General features: G+C 64.6%; 24 protein-coding genes and 1 tRNA gene. 6 read left to right on the forward strand and 19 right to left on the reverse strand.

Annotation, left to right across the window (positions count from 1 at the left end; all coding sequences use genetic code 11):
• Window positions 1-35 precede the first annotated feature (35 nt).
• Window positions 36-1,436, forward strand: coding sequence for a diguanylate cyclase domain-containing protein (locus LC060_RS16185; RefSeq protein ID WP_226637503.1), 1,401 nt, complete (start codon window positions 36-38; stop codon window positions 1,434-1,436).
• 137 nt (window positions 1,437-1,573) lie between these two features.
• Here LC060_RS16185 and LC060_RS16190 read toward each other — a convergent pair.
• The 4 genes from LC060_RS16190 to LC060_RS16205 all read right to left on the reverse strand — a co-directional run bounded on the left by LC060_RS16190 (window position 1,574) and on the right by LC060_RS16205 (window position 3,968).
• Window positions 1,574-1,649, reverse strand: a tRNA-Lys gene (locus LC060_RS16190).
• A gap of 30 nt (window positions 1,650-1,679) precedes the next feature.
• Window positions 1,680-2,222: a 2-amino-4-hydroxy-6-hydroxymethyldihydropteridine diphosphokinase gene (folK, locus tag LC060_RS16195; protein ID WP_226637340.1), complete on the reverse strand. Its 543-nt coding sequence runs from the start codon at window positions 2,220-2,222 to the stop codon at window positions 1,680-1,682.
• Window positions 2,223-2,226: 4 nt separating this feature from the next.
• Window positions 2,227-3,102 (reverse strand): N-carbamoylputrescine amidase, encoded by an 876-nt coding sequence (gene aguB, locus LC060_RS16200; RefSeq protein ID WP_226637342.1) that lies wholly within the window; start codon window positions 3,100-3,102, stop codon window positions 2,227-2,229.
• Between the two features lie 14 nt (window positions 3,103-3,116).
• Window positions 3,117-3,968, reverse strand: a complete 852-nt coding sequence (locus LC060_RS16205; protein ID WP_226637343.1) for a class I SAM-dependent methyltransferase — start codon at window positions 3,966-3,968, stop codon at window positions 3,117-3,119.
• Window positions 3,969-4,128: 160 nt separating this feature from the next.
• Here LC060_RS16205 and msrA point away from each other — a divergent pair, with 160 nt between their 5' ends.
• Window positions 4,129-4,665, forward strand: a complete 537-nt coding sequence (gene msrA / locus LC060_RS16210; protein WP_226637345.1) for a peptide-methionine (S)-S-oxide reductase MsrA — start codon at window positions 4,129-4,131, stop codon at window positions 4,663-4,665.
• A 128-nt stretch (window positions 4,666-4,793) separates the two neighbouring features.
• Window positions 4,794-5,873, forward strand: coding sequence for a choice-of-anchor A family protein (locus LC060_RS16215; protein ID WP_226637347.1), 1,080 nt, complete (start codon window positions 4,794-4,796; stop codon window positions 5,871-5,873).
• 244 nt (window positions 5,874-6,117) lie between these two features.
• On the opposite strand, the gene LC060_RS16220 is transcribed toward LC060_RS16215, so the two are convergent.
• On the reverse strand, window positions 6,118-7,353 hold the full coding sequence (locus LC060_RS16220) for an RsmB/NOP family class I SAM-dependent RNA methyltransferase (protein WP_226637349.1): 1,236 nt from the start codon (window positions 7,351-7,353) through the stop codon (window positions 6,118-6,120).
• Between the two features lie 54 nt (window positions 7,354-7,407).
• Between LC060_RS16220 and LC060_RS16225 the strand changes: the two genes are divergently transcribed.
• Window positions 7,408-7,590, forward strand: a complete 183-nt coding sequence (locus tag LC060_RS16225) for a DUF1674 domain-containing protein (protein WP_052322424.1) — start codon at window positions 7,408-7,410, stop codon at window positions 7,588-7,590.
• 26 nt (window positions 7,591-7,616) lie between these two features.
• Here LC060_RS16225 and LC060_RS16230 read toward each other — a convergent pair whose 3' ends face one another.
• The 8 genes from LC060_RS16230 to LC060_RS16265 all read right to left on the reverse strand — a co-directional run bounded on the left by LC060_RS16230 (window position 7,617) and on the right by LC060_RS16265 (window position 16,044).
• Window positions 7,617-9,113, reverse strand: a complete 1,497-nt coding sequence (locus LC060_RS16230; protein ID WP_226637351.1) for a TolC family protein — start codon at window positions 9,111-9,113, stop codon at window positions 7,617-7,619.
• The gene (locus tag LC060_RS16235; RefSeq protein ID WP_226637352.1) at window positions 9,113-10,015 is read right to left on the reverse strand and encodes an efflux RND transporter periplasmic adaptor subunit; all 903 of its coding nucleotides are present in this window, start codon (window positions 10,013-10,015) and stop codon (window positions 9,113-9,115) included. The genes LC060_RS16230 and LC060_RS16235 overlap by 1 nt, the downstream gene beginning before the upstream one ends.
• On the reverse strand, window positions 10,012-10,227 hold the full coding sequence (locus LC060_RS16240; RefSeq protein ID WP_226637354.1) for a DUF1656 domain-containing protein: 216 nt from the start codon (window positions 10,225-10,227) through the stop codon (window positions 10,012-10,014). The genes LC060_RS16235 and LC060_RS16240 overlap by 4 nt, the downstream gene beginning before the upstream one ends.
• Window positions 10,224-12,311 carry an FUSC family protein gene (locus LC060_RS16245; RefSeq protein ID WP_226637356.1) on the reverse strand — a complete coding sequence of 696 codons (2,088 nt, stop codon included), beginning with the start codon at window positions 12,309-12,311 and terminating at the stop codon, window positions 10,224-10,226. Before LC060_RS16245 ends, LC060_RS16240 begins: the two co-directional genes overlap by 4 nt.
• On the reverse strand, window positions 12,308-12,715 hold the full coding sequence (locus LC060_RS16250) for a MarR family winged helix-turn-helix transcriptional regulator (RefSeq protein ID WP_226637359.1): 408 nt from the start codon (window positions 12,713-12,715) through the stop codon (window positions 12,308-12,310). Before LC060_RS16250 ends, LC060_RS16245 begins: the two co-directional genes overlap by 4 nt.
• 186 nt (window positions 12,716-12,901) lie before the next feature.
• The gene (locus LC060_RS16255; protein WP_226637361.1) at window positions 12,902-13,408 is read right to left on the reverse strand and encodes a L,D-transpeptidase family protein; all 507 of its coding nucleotides are present in this window, start codon (window positions 13,406-13,408) and stop codon (window positions 12,902-12,904) included.
• A 69-nt stretch (window positions 13,409-13,477) separates the two neighbouring features.
• Window positions 13,478-14,767, reverse strand: coding sequence for an adenylosuccinate synthase (locus LC060_RS16260; RefSeq protein ID WP_226637363.1), 1,290 nt, complete (start codon window positions 14,765-14,767; stop codon window positions 13,478-13,480).
• A 152-nt stretch (window positions 14,768-14,919) separates the two neighbouring features.
• On the reverse strand, window positions 14,920-16,044 hold the full coding sequence (locus tag LC060_RS16265; RefSeq protein ID WP_226637366.1) for an ATP phosphoribosyltransferase regulatory subunit: 1,125 nt from the start codon (window positions 16,042-16,044) through the stop codon (window positions 14,920-14,922).
• Window positions 16,045-17,253: 1,209 nt separating this feature from the next.
• Between LC060_RS16265 and LC060_RS21150 the strand changes: the two genes are divergently transcribed.
• Window positions 17,254-17,799 carry a helix-turn-helix domain-containing protein gene (locus tag LC060_RS21150; protein ID WP_226637367.1) on the forward strand — a complete coding sequence of 182 codons (546 nt, stop codon included), beginning with the start codon at window positions 17,254-17,256 and terminating at the stop codon, window positions 17,797-17,799.
• Window positions 17,800-18,322: 523 nt separating this feature from the next.
• Here the strand turns inward: LC060_RS21150 and serA are convergent.
• From serA to LC060_RS20960, 3 genes are all read right to left on the reverse strand, one after another.
• Window positions 18,323-19,909, reverse strand: coding sequence for a phosphoglycerate dehydrogenase (gene serA, locus LC060_RS16275; RefSeq protein ID WP_226637369.1), 1,587 nt, complete (start codon window positions 19,907-19,909; stop codon window positions 18,323-18,325).
• Window positions 19,910-20,035: 126 nt separating this feature from the next.
• On the reverse strand, window positions 20,036-21,169 hold the full coding sequence (locus tag LC060_RS16280; RefSeq protein ID WP_226637371.1) for a phosphoserine transaminase: 1,134 nt from the start codon (window positions 21,167-21,169) through the stop codon (window positions 20,036-20,038).
• Window positions 21,170-21,250: 81 nt separating this feature from the next.
• Entirely contained in the window at window positions 21,251-21,382 is a 132-nt protein-coding gene (locus LC060_RS20960) for a hypothetical protein (protein ID WP_264191919.1), read from the reverse strand.
• A gap of 237 nt (window positions 21,383-21,619) precedes the next feature.
• Between LC060_RS20960 and LC060_RS16285 the strand changes: the two genes are divergently transcribed.
• Complete coding sequence (locus tag LC060_RS16285) at window positions 21,620-22,303, forward strand: extensin family protein (protein ID WP_226637373.1); 684 nt, start codon at window positions 21,620-21,622, stop codon at window positions 22,301-22,303.
• A gap of 24 nt (window positions 22,304-22,327) precedes the next feature.
• Here LC060_RS16285 and LC060_RS16290 read toward each other — a convergent pair whose 3' ends face one another.
• The 3 genes from LC060_RS16290 to LC060_RS16300 form a co-directional block, all read right to left on the reverse strand.
• Window positions 22,328-22,777: a hypothetical protein gene (locus tag LC060_RS16290; protein WP_226637375.1), complete on the reverse strand. Its 450-nt coding sequence runs from the start codon at window positions 22,775-22,777 to the stop codon at window positions 22,328-22,330.
• Between the two features lie 171 nt (window positions 22,778-22,948).
• Entirely contained in the window at window positions 22,949-23,713 is a 765-nt protein-coding gene (locus tag LC060_RS16295) for a proteasome-type protease (protein ID WP_226637377.1), read from the reverse strand.
• 102 nt (window positions 23,714-23,815) lie between these two features.
• A complete protein-coding gene (locus LC060_RS16300; RefSeq protein ID WP_226637379.1) occupies window positions 23,816-24,694 on the reverse strand; it encodes a transglutaminase family protein in 879 nt (292 codons plus the stop codon).
• Window positions 24,695-24,700 lie beyond the last annotated feature (6 nt).

Genomic DNA, 24,700 nt, shown 5'->3' on the forward strand with positions numbered 1-24,700 from the left:
TCAGGGCCTTCCCGGCACGGCAGAAGAGGTATGGGGTGGAGCACGACATTCTCACGATTGATGGCGATCCCATCATGACCCAGATTCTCATCGAACAGCTCGCCCCACTTGCGCGGCCGCGCGCAGCCGCGAATGCAAGCGAGGCGATGAAGCAGATCGCACAGCGCGTGCCCGAACTGATCCTGCTGGACACCGAGTTGCCCGGCACCCACGGCATTGATCTGTGCCGGGCACTGCACGGCGACGCGCGCCTTGCCCACGTGCCGATCATCTTCATTACGGCTCAGACCGGGGAAAGCTTCGAGATCGAAGCTCTGGAAAGCGGCGCCGTGGACTTCATCCCCAAGCCCCCCCGCGGAGCGGTTCTGCGCGCCCGCGTAAGAACGCAGTTGGAACTGGCCCGCCTGACCCGCGAGCTTGAGTTGCTCAGCCTTACCGATCCTCTGACTGGGCTCATTAACCGACGCCGCTATGAAGAGGTGCTGCACCATGAACTGGCCCGCGCTCGGCGAAGCCGCGAACCGCTCAGCCTGATCCTCGTCGACCTCGATCATTTCAAGCTCTTCAACGATCAGTATGGACATGCTGCGGGTGACGAGTGCCTGTGCAAGGTCGCGCAACTCTTGCAAACCTGCGCGCGCCGTCCCGCAGACGCAGTGGCGCGCATTGGCGGGGAGGAACTGGCCCTGATCCTGCCGCACACCCCTGCGGCCGGGGGCATGGAGGTGGCACAGACGATCCTGACAGCTCTGGAAGATGCCGCGCCCCCACACCTGCGCTCCCAGGTTGCAGACCATGTCACCGTCAGCCTGGGCCTTGCCTGCCTGGAGCCTTCCAGCGACATCGACACCGAAACCACGGTCGAGGCCATAGCCCGGGACCTGGGCGAACGTGCTGCGCAGGCCCTCACCGAAGCGAAAGATTCAGGCCGGGCGCGCTTCGTCTATCGTTCAGGCCGCCGCCGTCCGGTACCGACCCAGGAAACATCCCTTGAAAAGGGTGCTTCCTGGCCCAAAATCAGGGGCATCGACAGCGAGTTGTCTTACCAGCGCCTGTGCGGCAATCGCGAGCTGTTCATCACCCTTGTCGCCAAGTTGCTTGATCAGTTCGAGGACCTTGTCGAACCGCGCAAGTACGCGGACATGGAGGAAGATGAGGCCACCCTGCACTTCGCCCGCCGGCTCTACAAACTGAAAGGGAGCGCCGACACGCTCGGCGCAACACACCTGCAGTCCCTTGCCGCGGGTGCCGAGACCGCCCTGCGTCACGCCGATGATGCGCAAATCGCGCTACTGGTACGCACCATCCACGAGCACCTGGACGAGATGCGCGCCAGCTGCGAAGCGCTTTCCCCGCTCCCCTTCCAGATACCCAGCACGCCAACGGCCTTCCCACTGCGCTCGACAACTCCCGGCAACAACATCGCGCGCCCCTGACGCCTGAAGGCACTTGCAACTGGCGCCGAGGCGCAAAGCGCAACACGAAACTGGCCTGCACGCGGCTTCCCGCAACCGCAAGGCGACCTCTTGGTCTTTCCCCGCGGGGTAATTACAGGATGTTGTTTGGAAAAAGGTGGTGAGCCCTGCTGGGTTCGAACCAGCGACCTACTGATTAAAAGTCAGTTGCTCTACCGACTGAGCTAAGGGCCCCCGACGCCGCTTTGCGGATCTGGTGGAGGCTCACCTAGGGGCATGTCGGGACTTGGTCAAGCGGGTGTGTAACTGGTTGATCGACAAACCTGTCAGAGGATCTCGCCATGTGCCGGCTATGGTGCGTGCGGGGGCGAGCACGAAATCACGTTGGCGGAAGGCGGGATGGGGTAGGACGAGACTGGTTTGTCCGTCATCCTCGGCCCAGGGTCCTTGGCTCCACAGCACGATATCAAGGTCAAGGACGCGCGATTGCCAGTCCTGGCCGAGGCGCTTTCGCCCCAGCCGCGCCTCGATCGCGAGAAGTGCGCGCATCACCGCCAGAGGCGCCAGCCCAGTCTCGACTATGGCGGCTGCGTTAAGGTAGCGTCGGCGCGAGGGGCCGACCGGGGGTGTCTCGAGGAAGGGCGAGATCGCCGTGACCTCGCCGATCTCCTCCCCGATCAGCTCCAGGGCGCGCCTGAGGACCCGGCGCGGCGGGCCGATGCGCGGGTGGCGCATGTTCGAGCCAAGCGCGATGAGATAGGCGCCCTCCTCATCCCGAGCCACGCCCTGCCCCGCCGTGCCGGTCACGCTCTCAGACGTCCTGCGCGATGCGGCCGTAAAGCTGGGGGCGGCGATCTCGGAAGAAGCCCATGCCTGCACGGTGCTTCGCCGCACGTGCAAGATCGAGCGTTGCCACCAGCACACCCGTCTCCTCCTTCCCGAATTCGGTGACGTAATCGCCCCATTCGTCGGAAATGAAGGAATGACCGTAGAACGTCTGCTCGGTCCCACACTCGGTTTCGACGCCAATGCGGTTGGCGGCAATCACCGGCATGCAGTTGGAGACGGAGTGACCGATCATTGCGCGGCGCCACATGCGACTGGTGTCGAGCGTGGCGTCGTAGGGCTCCGAACCAATGGCGGTGGGGTAGAGCAGGAGCTCGGCACCCATCAGTGCCATGACGCGCGCGCATTCGGGATACCACTGGTCCCAGCACACCCCGACGCCCACGCGCACGACCTCGCCGTTCACCGGAACGTCCCAGACCTTGAACCCGTCGTTGCCCGGGCGGAAGTAGTACTTCTCCTCGTAGCCCGGTCCGTCGGGAATATGGCTCTTGCGGTAGGTCCCCATGATCGCCCCGTCCGGACCGATCATCGCGAGCGTGTTGTAGTAGTGATGCCCGTCCTTCTCGAAGAAGCTGGTCGGGATCGTCACCTTCAGCCTGGCCGCCAGCTCGCGCATGGCGATGACCGAGGGATGTACCTCGGTCGGGCGGGCCAGCGCGAAGAGTTCCTCCTCCTCGGTCTTGCAGAAGTAGGGCCCCGAGAACAGTTCGGGCGGCAGAATCAGCTGCGCGCCCTTGCCCGCCGCCTCCTCGACAAGCGCAGAGACGGCGGCGATGTTCTCGGCCTCGACTTGCGAGCCGAGGGGAAGCTGGAGTGCGGCGACGGTGATGGTGCTCATGGACCGGGCCGATATCAGTCCCGCTTGCGGAAAAGAAGCGTCATCCGGTCGCTTTCACCGATGGCCGCGTACTTGGCCTTGTCCTGCTCCTTGAGTGCGAACTGCGGCGGCAACGTCCACACGCCGCCTTCCCAGTTCGCGGGATCCTTGGGGTTGGCGTTGATCTCCGAGCTGGCGACGAGCTCGAAGCCGTTGAGCTCCATCAGCCGCACGACATCGGCCTGGCGCAGGTAGCCCTTGCTGCCATTGGTGTAGCTGAAGGGCGCATCGGCCTTGGCGCGGTGCTGGACCACGCCCAGCAGACCATCGTCCTTGAGGAGCGTGCGCATGGCCTTCACCTCGGCGTCGGCAATGTTCCAGTTCATCATGTTGTGCAGCATGCGGAAGAGGACGATGCGGTCGTACGAGCCCTTCTCGGCATCGGGAATGTCCTTGAGCGTCATGCCCGAAACCGAATCGGGATCGACACCGGTCCATTCGACGACCTTGCCCGAAAAGGCCGCGGCCGATTCGGCGAGCTTGCTGCCATCGAAGGGCACCACGTCCGGGTTGAAATAGAGGCCCGTCAGGTGCCCCTCCTCGGCGAGATAGGGCGCGAGCATGCGCGAATACCAGCCGCCACCCGGCGCGTATTCACCGACTTTCATGTCGGGCGCGACGCCCATGAACTTAAGGGTTTCCACGGGGTGGCGGTAGACATCGCGGGCGCGGTCGTCCTTGCGCGCCGGGGTGGCGGCGGCAAGTTCGAGCAGCGCCTCACAGCCGTTGCACGAGACGACTTCGGCGCCATCTTCGGCCGCATCGGCGGCAACCGGGGCCGCGATCAGGCCGAGGCAGGTGGAAAGAGCAAGCATGAAACGGCGCATCGGTATCCTCCTAGGCAGGGCGCGGGTTCTATCCGGAAGGGATTGTCCGCGCGCTAGTTCCCTGCTGCGCGAACCTAGTGTTCGCCCGCCCAATGACAAGCACGGTTTCGATCCCTATCTGCACAGGTAACACCCCCCGATCACAAGGACAGGACAGATCATGGAAACAGCCATCGTGGCAGGCGGATGCTTCTGGTGCACCGAAGCGGTATTCCGCGACGTCATCGGCGTCACCGAAGTCGAGAGCGGCTATATCGGCGGCACCACCGAGAACCCCACCTACAAGGAGGTGTGCACGGGCGCGACCGGCCATGCCGAAGGCGTGCGCCTGACGTACGATCCGGCCGCCATCTCCTACGCCCAGATCCTCGACGTGTTCCTGGGCACGCACGATCCGACGCAGCTCAACCGCCAGGGCAATGACGTGGGTACGCAGTACCGCTCGGCGATCTTCCCCCTCGACGATGCACAACGCACCGAAGCCGAGGCCGCGATCGCGCGCGCGGGCGAGGCCAATACCGCTCCGGTAGTCACCACGATCGAAGGGCCCGCGACCTGGTACCCGGCCGAGGACTACCACCAGGAATACTGGGAAGGCGAAGGTCAGCGCAATCCCTACTGCATGGCCGTGATCCCGCCCAAGCTTATGAAACTGCGCAAGAGTTTCCAGAACGCCGTAAAAAGCGAAAAGGCCTGACACAGGCCTGGATCGAAGGACTGTCCATGGACGGGACAGTCCTTCGATTAATCTTTATACAACTGCCAAGTCCTACTAGGTGAACCGAAAGTCAGGCGCCCGCCGTTAACCCAGGTTCTCCCTATTCCATGACCGACATTCGCAAGATTGCCCTTGGCGCGGCCACGCTGGCCGCGGCCCTCGCCCCTTCGGCTGTTCTTGCCGACTCGATCCCGATGGTATCGGGGCTCGACATCCTGCGGACCTGGAACCTGGTGGTGCTGGGCGACCTTGATTCCACCTCGGAAGTGGAAGGCAAGACCTGGGTCGGCGGAAACCTCACCGGATCGTCCTCGAACTACCAGATCTCGGGCAGCGTCGACAATTCGAACGGGGTTTCGGGGCTCACCGTCGTTGGCGATGTCACCGGCAACATCAAGAACCTCAACAACGGATCGGGCGCCATTGTCGGCGGCAACGTGGCAAGCGGGTTCAACCTCAATGGCGGCACGCAGACCGTTCTGGTCGGCGGATCGATCAGCAACACCAACGTCAACAGCAACGTGGTGCAGTCGGGCCTTGGTGCCAGCGATCCCGCTTTCGTGCAGAACCTCACCCAGCAAAAGAGCCTGATCTCCACCTCTACCCAGGAACTCTCCTATACGCTGGGTCAGATGGCGGCGACCGATACGGTCGCGATCAGCGGCAACCGCGCGACCTTCACGGCAACGCCCGGAGCCGACGGGACGGCGGTCTTCAACATCACCGCAGCCCAGCTCGACAGCGTGGGTGAGATTTCGTTCGACACCGGCGGCGCAGACACCGTGATCGTCAATGTTTCGGGCAAATCGATCACGCTCAACGACAACTTCCTCGGCGATGCGAGCGGCCTTGGCGAGAACGTGATCTGGAACTTCCCCGAGGCCGAGGAACTGAGCCTTTCGACCGCGTGGAAAGGCTCGGTCCTCGCTCCGCACGCGAACGCGCGCACGGGCAATTACATCGAGGGTTCGGCCGTGTTCGGCAGCCTCGACCAGGACGGCGAGATGCACGTGGGCACCTTTGCTGGTGGCTGGGACCCCAGCGGCGATCCCCACACCGGCTCGACCTCGGGTGGCAGCACCTCGGGTGGAACCGACGTGCCCGAGCCGGGCATGCTGCTGCTCTTCGGCCTTGGCCTGGGCGGCCTTGCTCTGATGGTACGCCGCCGCCGCGCGCACGTCGGCTGAAAGGCACAGAAAGCAAAAGGAAGATTCCGAGGGCCATCGCCCTCGGGCTCCCCGAACTGTCTGGCACAGTGTGCTCGCTCGGCGCTGGTGGAGATGAGAAAGGCTGCTATCCGGAAAATTGAGGGGCGAAGCCCTCCGGAATGATCCGATGCGTGCCCTCACCGCCCGCCCACGACATGGGCTGATCAAGGTGAGGTCGCCAATTCTGGGGTCAAGGGGCAATGGCCCCTTGATAGTCTCTCTTTTACGCCTTGCGCCAGCGCGCGATGAAGAAGCCGTCGAGACCGCCCTGCCCGGCCAGCATGCCGGGATCGGTGCGCAACCAGCCCTCATCTGTAGGTGCCAGACCTTCAGGAAGTTCGGCCTGCGTGATCGCTTCGTGCTGGAGCCCTTCGAGAGCGCGCGCCTGCGCTTCGCCTTCGGCCTCTTCCAGCGAGCAGACGGCGTAGACCAGCACACCGCCCGGCGCGAGCCACTCGGCGGCGCGGGCAAGCAGCTTGGTCTGGATTTCGGCCATCTCGTCGATCTGGCGCGGACCGATACGGTGCAGCACTTCGGGGTGACGGCGGCAGGTGCCGGTCGCGGTGCACGGCGCATCGAGGAGGATCGCGTCAAACGGCGCCTCGGGCTCCCACTTCAGCGCGTCGGCCTGGACGACCTCGGCCGCAAGGTTCGTGCGCTCCAGATTTGCCCTCAGGCGTTCAAGCCGGCGCCCGGCGATGTCGAGCGCGGTTACATTCCACCCGGCTGCGGCCAGTTGCATGGTCTTGCCGCCCGGCGCCGCGCACAGATCGAGCACACGGCGCCCCTCGCCAGCGCCGAGCAGGCGTGCAGGGAGACTGGCCGCCAGGTCCTGGACCCACCAGGCGCCCTCCCCAAAACCCGCAAGTTCGGTCACCGGCGTACCGCGTTCCAAGCGCACGTGGCCGGGCATGAGCGAGGTCCCGCCCAGTTTCTCGGCCCAGCTTTCCGTTTGAGCCGCGTCGCGCAGCGCAATGTCGAGCGGCGGCGGCAGCGCAAGCCCCTTTGCAATGGCCTCGGCACGGCTACCCCAACGCTCGTACGGCGCGTCGGGCAAAGTGGGCACGTCCGGGAGGAAAATGCCGCGCCTGGTGAGCGTGGAGAATACCCCATGAGCGAGGCGACGCGGACCACCTGCCAGAAGCGGCAGGCCGGTCGCGATCACGGCGTGGGCGGGCGTCTCGAGACGCAGCACCTGTGCCAGCATGATCTCCAGCACAGCCCGGGCCTTGGCGTCATCGGCGAGCGGCAGGCGCGTGGCGCTGTCGATCAACTCGTCGAGGTCCGCGCGCCAGCGCAGCACCTCGCCCGCAATCGCGCGGGCCAGCGCCCGGTCGGGCTCGCCGCGCACGCGCGAAAGCGCCGAACTGGCGGCCTGGTCGAGCGTTTCGCCCCGCCGCAGCACGGCATCGATGAGATTAAGCGCGGCACGGCGCGCGGGAAGACCGGGAATATCCATCGCCGCGCCTTACAGGCGATTGCCTTTTCCCGCCAGTCGTCGCAGTAGGGGGGCATGATCAAGCGCGCAACAACCCGTCCCGAAGGCTTCGTGAAGCCCGCACACTGGACGAACGAGCCTGCGCCCGAGCCCACGGGCGAGACCAAGACCACTGCGCCCGAAGGGGAAGAGCCCGAAGGCGTCTCCCCCACGCGCTACGGCGACTGGGTGCTCAAGGGTATCGCGGTCGACTTCTGAGCCAGGCCTGACCGCCCCTTGCGCGGTCAGTTGGCCTTGGAAGTTCCCGGAGCTTGGTACGCGTCTGCAGCCGCCTGCGCGGCGGCGGCCTTTTCGTCTGCGTTCTTCTGCCAGCCACCGCCCAGCGCCAGGAACACGGCGATCTGGTTGTCGACCAGGGCCGCTTCAGCCGCGGCGTGGGAAACTTCCGCACTCGCCAGTTCGCGCTGCGCGGTCAGCAGCGAGAGGAAATCCGCACGGCCAAAGCGGAACAGCTTGTTCGCCTGCGCCGCGGAAACTCCGGCACTGTCCGCAGCCTTGCCCAGTGCGGCGGCACGTTCGCGCCCCCGTGCATATTCATCGAGCGAAGTCTCGGCCGAACGCAGCGCTTCCAGCACCGTCGCATCGAAACGGGCGATATCCCCGCGCACCTGCGAGTTCGCCTGGTCGATCCGGGCACGGACCTGGGCCTGATAGGGCCAGCTCCAACTGAGCAAGGGCCCCAGGCCAAAGCTCAGCGATTCCTGCTTGGGCAGGTTCTTCGCCTGGTTGAACGCCATGAGCCCGCCCGCAAGGCTGATCGAGGGATAGAGATCTGCCGTCACCACGCCAATGCGCGCGGTGTCCGCCGCAATCGTACGCTCGGCCTCCCGGATGTCGGGCCGGCGACGGATCAGCGCCGCGCCATCGCCAATGGGCAAGGGACGCGAAAGCCGGGGTAGGCTCGCACAGTTCTCGACATCGCGCGGATAGTCGGCGGGGGCCTTTCCGAGCAGGGTCGCAAGCAGATAGAGCGCCCCCTTTCGCCGGGCGTAGAGTGCCGGAAGGTTCGCGCGGCTCGCATCGACAGCGGTCTGCGCCCGACTGACATCGAAGCTGGTGCCACGCCCTCCCTTCTGGAGTCGCTTCGTGGCGTCGAGCGTCTCTTCCTGCAGCCGCACCACCTTCTTCACGGTCGCGATCTGGTAATTGCTCGCACAGACGTTGGCATAGGCCCGCGCGGTAGCCGCCGCGACCGTCGTGCGCACCGTGTCGCGTGCCGCCTCGCGCGCCGCTCGGTCCGCCAGGCTCGCCTCGATGCCGCGCTTGATCTTGCCATGCAGGTCGAGCGGATAGGTGACCGAGATGCCGAAGTTGCCGGTCAGCACACCCGGCAGATTGGTGTTGGCCGAGCGGATCGAATAATTACGCTCCTGCTGAACGCTACCGGCAAGCTCGGTTCCAAAACCATACTCGCCCGCCTGCTCGCGCACGACGCCATCGGCGCGCAAGACGTTCTCCTCGGCCGCGCGCAGGTCAGCATTGGCGTTCAGCGCTTCTTCGACCAGTGCGTCGAGACGCGGGTCCTCGTAGAGCCGCCACCAGTGGTCGGGCAGATCGGCCTGCGCGAAGGCGGCGTCGTCACCGGCGTCGAAGGCGCCTTGTGCGGCCGGGGTGTTCGCCATGGACTGCTCGGGCGGCGTGTAGTCGGGCCCCGCGGTCGCGCAGCCAGCCAAGGCCAGCCCCAGCGCGCCAAGGGCGACGTAGGAACGCAGCGTGCGCATCACTTTGCCTCCGACTTCGCGTTGGCCTCGCCGCCCTCATGCTGCTCGACCGTGACCGTGGCCGTCCTGCCCAGCACGAGACGCACGTCCTTGGGCACGTCGATCAGCTTCACGCGCACCGGAATGCGCTGGGGCAGACGCACCCAGGCGAAGGTCGCCTCAACGTCAGGCAGGAGATTGCTGGCGTTCCCACGCGAGCTGTCCGAGATGCCCGCGGCGATGCTTTCGACGCGGCCCTTGAGGTCCTTCTCCTCGCCCATGAGATGCACCGTCACCGGCGCGCCAATGTGGATCATGGGGAGCTTGGTTTCCTCGAAGTAGCCCTCGATGCGCAGCGAGTTGCGGTCGACCAGCGCCATCGCCTGGTTGCCCGCGGCAAGGTAGTCGCCCGGATGGAGGTCAAGGTTGGTCACCGTGCCATCAACCGAAGCCACGACCTGCGTACGGTCCAGATTGAGCCTTGCGCCATCGAGCGCACTCTTCGCCTCGGCGAGTGCGGCCTCTGCCGTCTGGACGCGGGCGAGGTTCTGCTCATGGGTTTCGGTGGCGACAAGATCGCCGAGGGCGCGGTCGCGGTTCGCCTCGCGGCGGGCCTGCGCCAGTGTCGCCTGCGCGCTCGCCACCCCGGCCCGTGCCTGTTCGACCGCCAGCGTATAGCGCGGCTTGTCCAGCACGAAGAGCAGGTCGCCCGCCTTCACCTTCTGGTTGTCCTTCACCTCGACCGAGGTGACGAGCCCGGAGATGTCCGGTGTCACGCGCACGACTTCGGCCCGCACCCGCCCGTCGCGCGTCCAGGGGCTGCGCTCGTAGTGGTTCCACATCCAGATCGCGATCACGAGGGCGATGAGGACGATGACGATGGTGGCCGCGCTGCGGCCGATCATGGCGAGTGTGTTCTTCATGGGGCGAAACCGAATTGGGGAGCAAGAAAGGCCACGGCACCGAAGACGATGACGTAGAGGGCGAGGTCCACCAGCGCGCGGTAAGCCACGAAGCGGTAGATGCCGAAGCGGTTGAACAGCCGGATCAGGAGCAGCGTGCAAAGCGACGCGATAATCCCGAAGACCAGCAGGGACGGCACGTAGATGCCGTTAAGCGAGAACTCTCCGTTCATGGCTTTCCTCCGGGAGGGGTGGAGACGCCCGTGAAGGGTGGAGCGTCGGCGAAAAGGGTGCGGCGAAGGGTGATCAGGGGCAGCGCGGCGCGGCGACGTACGCTTTGCTCCGGATCGGCCCGGAAGCGGGCGAGCGCCGCATCGATCCGGGCGAGCAGGCCTGCATCCTCGGGCGGCGGAGCTTCGGGAGTGAGCTTCCGGTAATAGCCCTGCATGCCCGTGAGCACGTCGGTAAGCGGGGCATGGTGCTCCGGGGCGAGATCGAGGCGCAGGCTGCGCAATTCCCCGATGGCAACGCCCGCGCGAAGGTCGCGCAAGATGTCGTAGAGGGGCTCACCCGGTGCCTTGCCCGCCGCGCGCAAACGCGGCCCCAGGAGCGCCTGGCGATCCAGCATCCGCGATATCCAGCCCTGGAGGTTCGGGCGCGCCCAACGGTTGCTGCGCTCGGCCAGATCATTCCAGCCCGCCTTGAGGTTGCGCTGGATCGCGTGATGCACACCGGCGGTCTGAATGATGCGGATCATTGCGCCGGCAAAGAAGATCGCCGCGAATGTTGCCATCTGGGAATTGAGGAAGGTTGCAAAGTTCGCCGGAACACCGGGCCCCAGATCCGCGCCATATTGCTCGGAGATGATGAAGGGACTGCCCAGCCCCAGCATCGTGGGCAGCGCGAAGCCCGCCGTCCTCGGGTTGGCGATCAGCGAGCCGATCACCAGCAATGCCGGCGCGAGCGAGACCGCTAGTTCGGGAAAGCCGTCAAGCGTAGGCAGGATGGCAAAGCCATAGGCGCCCGCAATGATGACTGAGAGGACAGTGCCCTTGAAGAAGCCGATGACCGGCGGGATCGAGTTGTCCATCGCGCCGAACAGCGCCGGGAAGACCGAGGCCAGCATCAGGAAGGTGCCCCCATCGCTCCAGCCGCTGAAATGCCAGATGAGCGAGCCAACGACGACCGTCAGCATCGCGCCGCCCGCCGCGCGCGCCGCACCGGTGTAGTCGCGGTTGAGCGGACGCTCACCGATATCGGCCAGCAGCAATGGGATCCGTGGCGAAACCGAGCGCGTGGTGGGCGCCGAATACTGCACCTTGAGAACCCGGCAATTGAGATGTGCCGTCACCAGTTCGCCAAGGCGCGCGACAAGGCTCATGTGGAGCAGCTCTAGCCAATCGCTTTGCCCATCAATGGCAGGTTCCAGTTCGGCGCAGCGCGCAATCAGGGCATCGCCGGTTTCTTCGATGACCCCAAGATCATCGCTCAAATCGTCGATCCAGGCGCGGATATCGGCCATGAGCACAGCGGTGCTCTCAGGCAGCGCTGCGTTCGCACGCAGGCTCGCTACGCGGTCGGCAATGGCCGCGCCCAGCGGCATGAGGTGGGCCAGGTTGTCCTCGAGCGCGCGCACCAGTTTCACGCGCGGCGCAGTCTGGGTGGTCTCGAAAGGCAGGTGAACCGACTGCTGGTGGAGCTCAGTGATGTCCTGCGCGAGACGACGCCGTTCGAGGTCGATCTTGGGATCGGGGTTGATATCCAAGGTGTCGCGGCTCCAGGCTTCCGCGTCCTTGAGGACTCCAGCCATCTTGCCCGCCAACGCGCGTGAGACCGAACCGGGAAGAACAACCCCGTGGATCAGCGCGGAACAGATGATGCCGATGGCTATCTCCTGCGCGCGCAAGGTCGCAACATCGAAGATGTGCTGCGGCGCATCGACAATCGGCCACACGATGAGGCCCGCCGTATAGCCCGAGAGCACGAACATGTACGAAGTCGGCTTGCGGTCGAGAAGCGAAAGGAAGACGCAGGTCCCCAGCCAGCAGGTCATGGCGCTGACCAGCAGCACCGGACTGTGCACCAGCGGGGGCACGATGAAGATCGCGAAGCTGGCGCCGACGAAAGTCCCGATCAGGCGGAACAGCGCGCGCGAGACGACCGCGCCCGCAAACGGACCCGAGACGATGTAGGCCGTAAGGAACGCCCAATAAGGGCGCTCCAGCCCTATCGAGAAGGCGATGAAGGTCGCCAGCATGGAAGCGATGTAGCACTTGAGAGAGAACACCGCGGCATTGATGCCCCAGCGGTTGGTCATGTGCGTGCGCGCCGCTCATTGATACGGGCTGCAACGAGATCGAGAACCTCGACCGTGGTGGCGAGGTCCTCCTCGCTGATCCCGTCGAGCAATTCGGCGCGCAGCTCGATGAGCCGGGCATCGATCTTGCGCGCAAGGCGTGCGCCTTCGCTCGTGAGATCAAGAATCTTGGCGCGACCGTCCTCGGGATCACCTTCGCGCGAGACAAGGCCTGCCCGTTCGAGATGTTGCAAGGTGCGCACCAGCGAAGCCTCGGTAATACCGATTTCGCGCGCCAGGTCGGACTGGCGCATGCCCCCACCCCGACGCTCCAGATGGAGCAGCGCGTACCCCGTCGAATTGGATATCTCGAGCGAGGCCAGCACCCGATCGGCCAGCTGCCGCCAGCTGCGGGCAAGGGACATGACATGCGCTGGCAGAGCAGCGGACAGGGAATCGCGGTGAGGCATGGATACTTAGTTAGGCTCCTAAGCTTTTTCCGCAACAGGTTGTGCTTTGCAATTTACATTGCAGCAATGTCGCTTTTTGCAACCTGAGGAGAAAGAGATGCCTTCCTGACGTATGCCCACAGGACGCCCCCAAACCTCGGATCAGGGGCGGATCTCTATGGGCGTACCGTCTGGTACAGCCTCCCACAGGGCCTCGATCTCGGCATTGGAAAGCGCGATGCAGCCGTCGGTCCAGTCCCCCGGCACACGCCCCTCACCCCAACCGTTGGGCTGGCCGTGCAGCATGATCATCCCGCCCGGCGAACGCCCCCGCGCCCTCGCGTAGGCCCGGTCGGCTGCGTTGGGATAGGAGATGTGCAGCGAGAGATGGTAGCGCGAGTTGGGATTGCCCCAATCGATGACGTAACGCCCCTCGGGAGTACGCTCATCGCCTTCGAAACGCTTGTGGCCATGCGGATTGTCCCCGAACTGGAGCCCCTCGATCACGTGGACGAGACGGCCGCCCTTCCCCGGCTCCCCCTGCCAGAGTTCCAACGTGCGCGCGGACTTGGTGACGCGCAGGAAGTCGAGTTCCGGCAGCGGCCCGGGAGCCTCCGCCCCGGCGGGAACCAGGGCCCAAAACAGAAGGATCGGGGCAAGCCAGCGCATGCCCCGATCCTATCAGGCCCTCAGCGGGCCGCCAGTCCGCATGTATGCGGAAAAAGGCTATGTGTGCGATCAGTCCGCGAAGGGATCGCGCACGAGGATCGTGTCTTCACGCTCGGGGCTGGTCGAGACCAGCGCGACCGGGGTCTCGATCAGTTCCTGCACGCGCTGGATGTACTTGATCGCCTGCGCGGGAAGGTCCGCCCACGAACGCGCGCCCGCCGTCGTGCCCTGCCAGCCGTCCATTTCCTCGTAGATCGGCTCGACCGCGGCCTGGTCCGCAGCGTGGCTCGGGAAGTAGTCCAGGACCTTGCCATTGAGGCGATAGCCGGTGCAGATCTTGACCTTCTCGAAGCCGTCAAGAACGTCGAGCTTGGTCAGCGCAATGCCGGTCACGCCCGAGATGGCGCAGGACTGACGGGTCAGGACCGCGTCGAACCAGCCGCAGCGGCGCTTGCGGCCGGTGACAGTGCCGAATTCATGGCCACGTTCGCCAAGACGCTGGCCGGTTTCATCGTCGAGTTCGGTCGGGAACGGGCCCGAGCCCACGCGCGTGGTGTAGGCCTTGACGATGCCCAGCACGAAGCCGGTGGCCGAAGGGCCAAGGCCCGAGCCGCTCGCCGCTGTGCCCGACACCGTGTTCGAGCTGGTGACGAAGGGATAGGTGCCGTGGTCAACGTCGAGCAGAACGCCCTGCGCGCCTTCGAAGAGGACGCGGGCGCCCGCCTTCTTGACCTTGTTCAGACGGCGCCAGGTCGGCCCTGCAAACTGCAGCACGAACGGCGCGATCTCGGCCAGTTCCTTGAGCAGCGCTTCGCGGTCGATGGGCGGCTGGCCGAAGCCGGCGCGCAGCGCATCGTGGTGGGCGCACAGGCGATCAAGCTGCGGCTCGAGCGCGTCGAGGTGGGCCAGATCGCACACGCGGATCGCGCGGCGACCGACCTTGTCCTCGTAAGCCGGGCCGATGCCGCGCCCCGTAGTGCCGATCTTGCCGGCACCCGCCGCCGCTTCGCGCAGACCGTCGAGCTCGCGGTGGACCGGCAGGATCAGCGGGCAGTTGTCCGCGATCGCGAAGTTGTCCGCGTTGATCTCCACGCCCTGGCCACGAAGCTTCTCGACTTCGGACTTGAGGTGCCAGGGATCGAGCACGACACCGTTGCCGATGATCGACAGCGTGCCGGTCACGATGCCCGAAGGCAGCAGCGACAGCTTGTAGACCTGCTCGCCCACGACGAGCGTGTGCCCGGCGTTGTGGCCGCCCTGGAAACGGACAACCGCGTCGGCCCGGCTGGCCAGCCAGTCCACGATCTTGCCCTTGCCCTCATCGCCCCACTGGGCGCCGATCACCGTTACGTTTGCCAACGCTTCACGCTTTCACTGCTAATTGAAGTTCCGAGGCGCGCCCTAGGGGAAGGTGGCGCCAAGGGCAAGGTTTGGACGCTCCCATCTGCAATAGAATTGCCATGAAGGCCGCCTCGCGGGGAATTGCATTGCCCGCGAGGTCGTAATGTCCCTTAGAGCGCGACCGCCTCACGCCCTTCCAGAACGTGCGAGCAGCCCAGCGCACGCGGATCGTCGCTGTCCGACAGCGCGGCCAGCGTGATCCAGCCCACGGCGCGCTGCTGCGCGGCTACCTGCACATCGTAACCCAGCGGCAGGAAAAGCTTTTGCGGCTCGTCCGAGGTGGCGGCAAGCGCGCCGATCAGCGGGTCGGGATAGAGCGAGAAGCCGGTCGCGGCCTCGGGCTCCTCGCCCGCCTGGCCGAGAATCTGGTAGGTCCCGCCCCGGCCCAGGCTGCCCGAAATGCCCTCGGCATAGATCGTGAAGCCGAACCAGGACTGATATTCGAAACCATGGCGCTCGGACGGGTCGAGCGTGAGGCGGGCCTTGCCACCCACGCGCGCGGCAATGGCGCGCAGGCCCTCGATGCGGCTGTCGAGCGCGCCGCCCGCCTCGAACGACTCCAGCTGCGCGATGGCGCTCTCGAACGGGCCGACCGCGTAGAGCAGCGGGAGATAGCCTTCGCCGCCCACGTCCACGAGCCCGCCCGCATCCTTGGCATCGAGCATCTCGCGCACCTTCTCGATCTGCGCGGCGTCCAGCGGCAGCGGCCCGGCGCTCAGCGTGTCGACAAGATCCGGCAGCGTGAAGTCGACCGAGATCCCGGTCGCCCCGGCGCTCGCCAGGGTCTCGATGGCCAGTTCCACGATCTCGGCAGCCGCCGCGACCGTGTCGGTGCCGACCAGCTCGGCGCCCAACTGCAGACGCTCGCGCGCGGGGTCGAGGCCATCGCCCTTGATGGTCGAGACCGGGCCCGAATAGGACAGGCGCAGCGGGCGCGGCGCGGTGGCGAGGCTGGTCGCGGCCATGCGCGCGACCTGCGCGGTGATGTCCGAGCGCAGCGCAAGAAGGCGCAGCGACGCGGGATCGACGAAACGGAACATGCGGCGCGCCTGGACACCCGCCATGCGGCTCGCCAGCGACTTCTCGAATTCGAGAAGCGGCGGCTCGACGCGCGCGTAGCCGTGGCTGGCCAGAACGTCATGCCCCACGCGGCGCACATGCTGCGCGGCACGGGCCTGCGCGGGCAGACGGTCTCCAAGCCCTTCGGGCAACAGGTCGCGGTCGGTATCCTGCATGTGAACGATTCCAAACTCCAATGGCCGGACGGCAGATCAGGCAACCCGGCGCTTTCGAACCGCGCGCGGGAGGTGCGCGGCCTTGTTCGGGTGCGCCTATAGGGCCAGCAAGACGGATTCAGCAAGCCGCGAGCCACCCCCGCGCACGATCTTGCCACCTCCGCCCCGATTTCATGCCCTCAATGGCCCAAGGGTGACACCCAGGTTGACACAGTTGACACTGTCCAGGGGAAGATCGTGTCACCTGTCACCCCGCGCCAAACCGCCCCTCCGTCCGATCCCTGCAGAATTGCACCGCCACACATCCCTTTCCTGTCCGACCGCCCCAACACGGCAGAGCGAACGGAGAGAATACCGCAGGCGCCCCGGTGTAGGAAAATCCAATCTCACCGCGCGCAAAGCCAAGGCGCTGCAGGCATCCTCTCGCGTGCCTTGTCAGAAAATGCGGCTGAAGAAGAGCGAAGAAGTTGAGTTCCGAGGGCCATCGCCCTCGGGCTCCCCAAACTGTCGAGCGCAGCTCTGCCTTTCCACCTCAATCTAAGAAGGATGGCCGTTGCATTCGAAGCGCCCTATCCGGAGTGTCATCGTCGGGCCGGTTGGCGACTGTCCGCTCCGTAGTTTAGTTAGAGGGTTAGCCGACACTCACTCGCTGTCGGCCGCCGACCAACCACCGACAGCAGACCGACACTGCAACCGCTGGACACAATTTGAAGCAGACGGGTTAAAGCACCCCGCCTTGGTCCCAAATCTTGACCGCAACACCCCTGCGCCATCCCGAAGCATTATGAGGTGATCCGACCACCATTGCGCCATGCGAGTCCTCTCATTCACATGCACGCCGCGATGATATGCGCCACGGACCAGATCGCGTTTGCGATCCGAAGGATCGCTCTATTGCATCCGGGTGCCATAAGCCAATGCCGGATTATGCCTCATTTTCGGGGTGATCGGGAGGCCCCTTCGGGTTTGACTCAGAGACCCCCCAAGTTGTGCCATCGCCCGGCTTCGGGCGCTTCCCAATGAAAGCACTTTGATAGGAAGAATCCTGCAAAGGTGACCCGCGCTGGACCCGCTGGGCGCATTTTGCGAAGGGCAGAAATGTCCAATATGGAATTCTTGTTTCCCATTGAGATCGATATTTTCTAGATTTATTGACAATCATCGACTTTAGGATATGGATGGTCTCATTCGGGAGCGGCTGGCCCTCCTGTGAATGGAGTTCGAAATTTGGAAGAGTCCCTTACGTCAAGTTACTCGACCCTCGCGCTGCTTGTTTTTCGCGAAGCACGACTAGAGAGGGGAGTTCAACAAGGAAGGTTTGCGCAAGCATTTGGCGTTACTCCAAGTGCATGGAGTAAAATTGAAAATGGAGATTCTAACCTCACATTCGACGCCGCCCTTTCTGCGTGCGGAGCTCTGGGGATGGAGCCATTCCATCTAATGAACATCGTGGTCGATCTATCCAAACAGATGTATTTATATGGATGGTATTTTCAAACCATTACTTTGGGGGCAAAAGAGGACAAGCTCTTGGGGTTGATCTCAAGGTATTTCAGTAGCCAAGGGTATCAAAATCTCAGAAGTTCGTTCAATTCCGTAAGAGTGAGCGTTATCCCGAGTCCGTTTCAACCGGGGCAAACGCCCACTGTTGTTCGATATTGCGGTGATATGACATTCAGAAATTGGATCGATGAGGGAGCCAATGGAGAGCCTCCCTCGCCGCCGGGGTTTTCGCTTCCACCCGTAATTTGGTAAGCGCGTGAGTTGCGCTCTGGTTGTTTGCAAAGGTTTTGTTGCGTAAACATCAGTCGCAGGGTAGCAGTTGACCTTTAATAGGATGCAGAAAATGATACCACATCCTCGACATACACCTTGAAAATCGGGACAGCGGCGATCGCTGATTCGCCTTTTTCTGCATACTATTAGGCGATTGTTGAAGGAGTAATCTGAGCATAAGTGCGGCGAGCCTGTATACATAGAGCGGACTGACTGCTCACAGGCACGTAAATTCAGGCCCTGAACGGCCAATTAGGGCGCCTAACAGCCATAACACCCCTGCAAGAACGTTATGCAGAACTGCGGGCTGCGGGAAGAAGCGGCCATGGCGTAAAGCGCTGTGCTCTCCGATTCCGGGAGCGCGAGGGCGATGGCCCTCGCATTTGTCTTGCTTCCACCTTCTTCAAAGTTCCCCACCCCTTCGACACGAAAAAGGGGCGCGCCCGAAGGCCCGCCCCCATGATCGTTCGTATCGGCAGCGGCCCGGAGGCCGCGGCGTGGATCAGGCGAACTTAAGCGCCTTGACCAGCTTCACGCCCGGAAGGGCTTCGGCCTGCTTGAGCACGTCCTCGGGGACTGCGCTGTCGACCGAGAGCATCAGCACGGCTTCGCCGCCGGTCTCGCGGCGACCCAGGTTGAAGGTACCGATGTTGATGCCGTTCTCGCCCAGCAGCGTACCGATGCGGCCGATGAAGCCCGGGGCGTCTTCGTTGACGATGTACATCATGTCGCCCGACAGGTCGGATTCGACGCTGATGCCGAACAGTTCGATGAGGCGCGGGTCCTGGTTGTTGAACAGCGTGCCCGCCACCGAGCGCTCACCGGCTTCGGTCTTGACCGAGACGCGGATCAGCGTGTGGTAGTTGCCTTCGCGCTCGGTCTTCACTTCGCGCACTTCCAGACCGCGCTCCTTGGCGAGGTAGGGGGCGTTGACCATGTTGACCGAGTCCGACTGGACGCGCAGGAACCCGGCGAGAACCGCGGCGACCATCGGGCGCATGTTGAGTTCGGCGGCCGCACCTTCGGTGTGGATCGAGATGCGCGGGACCGAATCGCGGGTCAGCTGGCCGACGAGGCTGCCGAGCTGTTCGGCAAGCTTCATGTAGGGCTTGAGCTTGGGCGCTTCCTCGGCCGAGAGCGAGGGCATATTGAGCGCGTTGGTGACGCCGCCGTTGACGAGGTAGTCCGAGAGCTGCTCGGCCACCTGCAGCGCGACGTTGACCTGCGCTTCGGTGGTCGAGGCGCCCAGGTGCGGGGTGCAGATGAAGTTCGCACACTCGAACAGCGGCGAGTCCTTGGCCGGCTCGGTCTGGAACACGTCGAGCGCGGCACCGGCCACGTGGCCGCTGTCGAGCATCTTCTTGAGCGCGTTCTCGTCGATCAGACCGCCACGCGCGCAGTTGACGATGCGCACGCCCTTCTTGGTCTTGGCAAGGTTGTCTTCCGAGAGGATGTTGCGGGTCTGCTCGGTCAGCGGCGTGTGCAGCGTGATGAAGTCGGCCTTGCCCAGGACGGTGTCGAGATCCGCCTTCTCCACGCCCATTTCCACGGCGCGCTCAGGGGTGAGGAACGGATCGTAGGCGACGACCTTCATCTTGAGGCCGAGCGCACGGCTGGCCACGATCGAACCGATGTTGCCCGCGCCGATGAGGCCAAGCGTCTTGCCGGTGACTTCGACGCCCATGAAGGCGTTCTTCGGCCACTTGCCTTCCTTGGTCTGCGCGTTGGCTTCCGGGATCTGGCGAGCCAGCGCGAACATCATGGCGATGGCGTGCTCGGCGGTGGTGATCGAGTTGCCGAACGGGGTGTTCATGACAACCACGCCCTTGCCCGAGGCATAGGGGATGTCGACGTTGTCGACGCCAATGCCGGCGCGGCCGATGACCTTGAGGTTGGTTGCCGCATCAAGGATTTCCTTGGTGACCTTGGTCGACGAACGGATGGCAAGACCATCGTATTCGCCGATGCGGGCGATCAGCTGCTCGGGCGTTTCGCCGGTGATGACGTCCACGTCGCAGCCGCGCTCTTCGAAGATGCGCGCGGCGTTGGGGTCCATCTTGTCGGAAATGAGAACCTTGGGCTTGGTCATTTTACAAATTCCTTGTCGTCGTCCCGCGCGTCCACACATGGACAGCTGGCGGGGAACACAGGCGGCACATTGCCAGACCTGCGGGAGAACCGGCCCCGGCGCGATGGCCGGGACACAGCGACAAAATCAGGCAGCGGCCTTGACGGTGGCGTAGGCCCAGTCAAGCCAGGGACCGAGATCCTCGATGTCCTGGGTGTTGACCGTGGCGCCGCACCAGATGCGAAGGCCTGCGGGCGCATCGCGGTAGCCGGCGAGATCGAAGGCCGCGCCTTCCTTCTCCAGAGCCGCGGCGAACTTCTTGATGAAGTCGGTGTCCGCGCCTTCGACGGTGAGGCAGACCGAGGTCTTCGAACGGGTCGCCGGATCGGCGGCCAGGTGGCCGAGCCAGTCGCGGTCGGCCACGATCTTGTCGAGGGCTGCCGCATTGGCGTCCGAACGGGCCTTGAGGCCTTCGAGGCCGCCCAGGTCCTTGGCCCACTCCAGCGCGAAGATCGCGTCTTCGACGGCCAGCATCGAAGGAGTGTTGATCGTCTCGCCCTTGAAGATGCCCTCGATCAGCTTACCGCCCTTGGTGAGGCGGAAGATCTTGGGGAGCGGGCGATCGGGGGTGTAGGTTTCCAGACGCTCGACCGCACGGGGGCCGAGGATCAGGACGCCATGGCCGCCTTCGCCGCCCAGGACCTTCTGCCAGGAGAAGGTGGCAACGTCGATCTTGGACCAGTCGATGTCGTAGGCGAAGACGCCCGAGGTCGCGTCGGCGAAGGCCAGGCCTTCACGGTCGGCGGGAATGAAGTCCGCGCTCGGAACGCGCACGCCCGAAGTGGTGCCGTTCCAGGTGAAGAGCACGTCGTTGCTCCAATCCACCTGGGTCAGGTCGGGGATCTGGCCGTAGTCGGCGCGGATCACGGTGGGGTCGAGCTTGAGCTGCTTGGCCGCGTCCGTCACCCAGCCTTCGCCGAAGCTTTCCCAGGCGAGCGTGGTGACCGGCTTGGCGCCGAGCATGGTCCACATGGCCATCTCGAAGGCGCCGGTGTCGGAACCGGGGACAATACCGATGCGGTGGGTGTCGGGCAGCTGCAGCACTTCGCGCATCAGGTCGATGCAGTACTGAAGGCGCGACTTGCCGATCTTCGCGCGGTGCGAACGACCCAGCGATTCGGTGGCCAGCTTTTCGGGAGCAAAGGTGGGTGCCTTGGCGCAGGGACCCGACGAGAAATGCGGACGCGCAGGCTTGCGCGCCGGAACCGTAATATCAGTCATTTAAGACTCTCCTCACAGAGAGCACGCGCGGCGTTGGGACCGCGTGGCCCGAAGCCGCATCTAAAGCGTTGCCCGATCATGTCAAACGATTCCCGCTGCCAATCGGGGCAATTGCACGATGGTCGGATATTCCGCGCCCCGGAAGGCTGCTTTTCCGTCGGGGAAGTTGCCGAGGGAAAGTCCAATCGCGGTGAGAAAGAAGTTGTTTTTCAAGGGGCCATCGCCCCTTGGCCCCGGAATCGGCGACCTCACCAGTCTCGGCCATGGCGGCGCGACAAAGCTGAGGTGGACAGTTTGGGGAGCCCGAGGGCAATGGCCCTCGGAAGTGATCTTCCTGCTTTTTCCGCAGGCTAGCCAGCTCCGCGCACTCATCTCCTTGGAACACCAGCGATCTCCACGGGTTGAGGAAGCAACCTCACGTTAACCACGCAGGTGTGATACCCTCATCCCATGCGCAGAAACCTGCTGATCCTGCCCCTCCTGGGCCTGCTCGGCGCCTGCATCGGCAGCCCGCAGCCGCCTGCCTCGCAGCGCGAGAGCGCGCGGCCGTCCCAGTCCTCGCGGCCTTCGCACGCCTACAGCCGCCCCAGCCCCGCCTTTGGCCAGTGTCTGAGCGAACTGAGCGCGCAGCACGCCGCCTTCCAGCCGCTCGACGACAAGTACTTCGGCAAGGGCTGTTCGACCGTGAACACGGTGCGCCTGTCCAGCCTTGCCAGCGACACCGCCTCGCTTGGCCTCACCAACCTGGGCCCGGTGACCTGCACGGTGGCGACCGGGTTTGCCGGATGGGCGCGCTTTGGCGTCGACCGGGCGGCCGAGCAGATCCTGGGCAGCCGCATCGCGCGGATCGAGACGTTCGGCAGCTACAACTGCCGAAACGTGGCCGGGACCGCCAAGCGTTCAGGACACGCGACGGCCAACGCCATCGACGTCTCGGCCTTTGTCCTTGCCGATGGACGGCGGATTTCGGTCCTGGACGACTGGGAACAGGGATCCGGCGCGGAAAAGCGCTTCCTGCGCGTCGTCCACGAGAGCGCCTGCAAGCGGTTCGGCATGGTGCTGGGTCCCGATTACAACGCCGCGCATGCCAACCACTTCCACCTGGAGGCGACGGGTGGGAGCTATTGCCGCTAGGGCGCGGCGACGCTGCCCCGCCCCTCAGCTCCCGAAGGCGCGGATTTCGAAGGGGCGCGCGATGTCGAGCATGACTTGCGCGCAGGGGCGCCGCCGGGGTCCCTTGCCCGGTTTGATGAGAACGCGCGCCTTGCACAGGATCAAGGTCTGGGTCAGGCGCCAGTCTTCGGCCCATTCGGCGTAGATCGACGAAAGGCTGGGCGGCAGGTAGCCGATGCCTTCGCCCGCGATGTGGACGGCGATGCGGTTGCAGGCAAAGCCATTGGGCGCGGTCTCGACCAGCCGGGCGAGAAAATCGCGCCCGAGCACTTTTGCCTGACTGGTCCCATGCGTGACGATCCCCGCCACGGCCGTGGGTGCCTCTGCCCCCCAGGCCAGCGCCGAATGGCCCCGGGCCAGCCGCACCACCTCGTGCGTGTACTGCCCCTTGCCCGCGAGGAAGTAGCCCTTCCCTTCGGTGCGCACGTCGCGCATGCGCGCCGCTGAGCTGCTCTGCGCAGGTCCGCGGCCACCTTTTCTGAACACTCCAAGGCCCATGATCCGCTCCATTCTTGTGGGGGAGTCGAAGGCTTGGGGTACCATGCAGAAAGGCGAGTTAGCAGCGCCAACTAACTCGGGAATGGAGGTGTTTCTCCAGGCGACGGATCAGGCCGAAAGACCGCCCTCATCGCCGTCCATGCGGTAATCAGGGAGCGCTTCCAGTGCCTGGCGCAGCGCCTCGCCCCAGCCGTCCGAGACCGACTGCAGATAGGGGTCGCCCGCCTCGATCCGCCGCTCGTGGAGCGGGGTAAAGCGGTCGCGCTCGATCACGAGAAGATCGAGCGGGAGGCCCACCGAGAGATTGGCCTTGAGCGTGGAATCGAAGGACACGGTCATCAGCTTCACCGCCGCCTCGAAACTCATGTCGGGCTCGTAGCCGCGCAGGAGGATGGGACGGCCGTACTTGGTCTCCCCGATCTGGAAGAAAGGGGTGTCGAAACTCGCCTCGATGAAGTTGCCTTCCGGGTAGATCATGAACAGGCGCGGCTCCATCCCTGCGATCTGGCCCGCCACGATGATCGTCGCGCTGAAAGTGCCCGCCGCCGCGCGCTGGCCATTGTCCTCGACCCGGCTGGCGATCGTCTCGTGAAGGAGGTTGCCCACGATCGTTGCGACCTGGAACATCGTCTCGGCCTCGAGCAGCGAATTGTGCCGGTCCGAGGGGGCCTTGTTGCGCTCTTCCAGCTGGCTGATCACGGCCTGCGTGGTGGCGAGGTTGCCTGCCGTCATGATCGTGATGATTCGCTCACCGGGCACTTCCCAGTGGTTCATCTTGCGGAAGGTCGAGATGTTATCGACCCCCGAATTGGTCCGCGTGTCGCTCATGCACACGAGGCCACGCTCCAGCATCATGCCAACGCAGTACGTCATGGAAGCTCTTGTTCCTGCAAACTTTTCTGAGGAGCGCCGGAGCCCTGCCCCGAACGTCTCACGTCCCGTAACCTGAACAGCCGGGACAGACCGGCCGTCACGTCAGGCCGAACCGCTTCCCGTCTGCTGCTGCTGCTGCGACCCGTCGCCGGATTGCTGCTGCTGCTGACCTCCTAGCAGCTTCTCGGCCACCGACAAATGGACATCAAGGCTCGTCGCGCCGCCGCCATGGGAAATACCTGTAACCGGCGCGGCCTCGCCATAGTCGCAACCCGTGGCTACGCGAATGTACCGCTCATCCGGGCAGACCTTGTTCGAGATGTCAAAGCCGACCCAGCCCAGGCCCTGTACGTACGCCTCGGCCCAGCCGTGCCCGGCCTCCTGCTCGTCGCGGTCGTCCATCTTGAGATAGCCGCCCACGTAGCGCATCGGAATGTCGAGCAGGCGCCCGGCGCTGATGAAGACGTGGGCATGGTCCTGGCACACGCCCTTGCCCGCGGTGAGCACCTGTTCGGCGGTGGTCGACGTGTCGGTCTCGCCCGGCAGGTACTCGACCGCCTCGCCCACCGCGTAGGAGAGCGCGTGGAGAAAGCCGAGCGTGTCCTCGCGGTCCGCCTCGACCGAGGCAACGAGCTGGCGCACCTTGTTGCCCGCGCGGGTCAGGCCGGTCGGGCGCAGGAAGCACCACAGCGGCATGTGCCCCGAATGCATGCCCGTCACCCCGTCGCTGATCGAGGTCTGCACCGAGCCCTTGCAGGTCACGATGACTTCCTGCGCGCCCGCCTCGAGCGAGACGAGCGCGGTGTGGTTGTTGTGCTGGTCGTCGTACTCGGCCTCGACCTTCGCGCCGGTCAGCTCCATCTTCCAGTCGAGCACGTCCTGCCCGTGGGTGGACTTGGGTTTCAGGCGCAGGCGCTGCAATCCATGCGAAACGGGGTCTTCAAAGACATAGCGGGTCGTATGGGAAACGGTCAGCAGCACGAAGGC

Origin of the sequence: Novosphingobium profundi, from assembly GCF_020524485.1 — a bacterium.
Taxonomy (GTDB): Bacteria; Pseudomonadota; Alphaproteobacteria; order Sphingomonadales; family Sphingomonadaceae; genus Novosphingobium; species Novosphingobium profundi_A.

Coding starts and splice junctions, on each gene's coding strand:
- serA (WP_226637369.1), bottom strand. CDS start 19,909: ATGACCAAGCCCAAGGTTCTCATTTCCGACAAGATGGACCCCAACGCC.
- LC060_RS16215 (WP_226637347.1), top strand. CDS start 4,794: ATGACCGACATTCGCAAGATTGCCCTTGGCGCGGCCACGCTGGCCGCG.
- LC060_RS16255 (WP_226637361.1), bottom strand. CDS start 13,408: ATGCGCTGGCTTGCCCCGATCCTTCTGTTTTGGGCCCTGGTTCCCGCC.
- LC060_RS16285 (WP_226637373.1), top strand. CDS start 21,620: ATGCGCAGAAACCTGCTGATCCTGCCCCTCCTGGGCCTGCTCGGCGCC.
- LC060_RS16240 (WP_226637354.1), bottom strand. CDS start 10,227: ATGAACGGAGAGTTCTCGCTTAACGGCATCTACGTGCCGTCCCTGCTG.
- LC060_RS16265 (WP_226637366.1), bottom strand. CDS start 16,044: ATGCAGGATACCGACCGCGACCTGTTGCCCGAAGGGCTTGGAGACCGT.
- LC060_RS16220 (WP_226637349.1), bottom strand. CDS start 7,353: ATGGATATTCCCGGTCTTCCCGCGCGCCGTGCCGCGCTTAATCTCATC.
- LC060_RS16245 (WP_226637356.1), bottom strand. CDS start 12,311: ATGACCAACCGCTGGGGCATCAATGCCGCGGTGTTCTCTCTCAAGTGC.
- LC060_RS16290 (WP_226637375.1), bottom strand. CDS start 22,777: ATGCGCGACGTGCGCACCGAAGGGAAGGGCTACTTCCTCGCGGGCAAG.
- LC060_RS16235 (WP_226637352.1), bottom strand. CDS start 10,015: ATGAAGAACACACTCGCCATGATCGGCCGCAGCGCGGCCACCATCGTC.
- LC060_RS16295 (WP_226637377.1), bottom strand. CDS start 23,713: ATGACGTACTGCGTTGGCATGATGCTGGAGCGTGGCCTCGTGTGCATG.
- LC060_RS16230 (WP_226637351.1), bottom strand. CDS start 9,113: ATGCGCACGCTGCGTTCCTACGTCGCCCTTGGCGCGCTGGGGCTGGCC.
- msrA (WP_226637345.1), top strand. CDS start 4,129: ATGGAAACAGCCATCGTGGCAGGCGGATGCTTCTGGTGCACCGAAGCG.
- LC060_RS16225 (WP_052322424.1), top strand. CDS start 7,408: ATGATCAAGCGCGCAACAACCCGTCCCGAAGGCTTCGTGAAGCCCGCA.
- LC060_RS16250 (WP_226637359.1), bottom strand. CDS start 12,715: ATGTCCCTTGCCCGCAGCTGGCGGCAGCTGGCCGATCGGGTGCTGGCC.
- aguB (WP_226637342.1), bottom strand. CDS start 3,102: ATGAGCACCATCACCGTCGCCGCACTCCAGCTTCCCCTCGGCTCGCAA.
- LC060_RS16280 (WP_226637371.1), bottom strand. CDS start 21,169: ATGACTGATATTACGGTTCCGGCGCGCAAGCCTGCGCGTCCGCATTTC.
- LC060_RS16205 (WP_226637343.1), bottom strand. CDS start 3,968: ATGCGCCGTTTCATGCTTGCTCTTTCCACCTGCCTCGGCCTGATCGCG.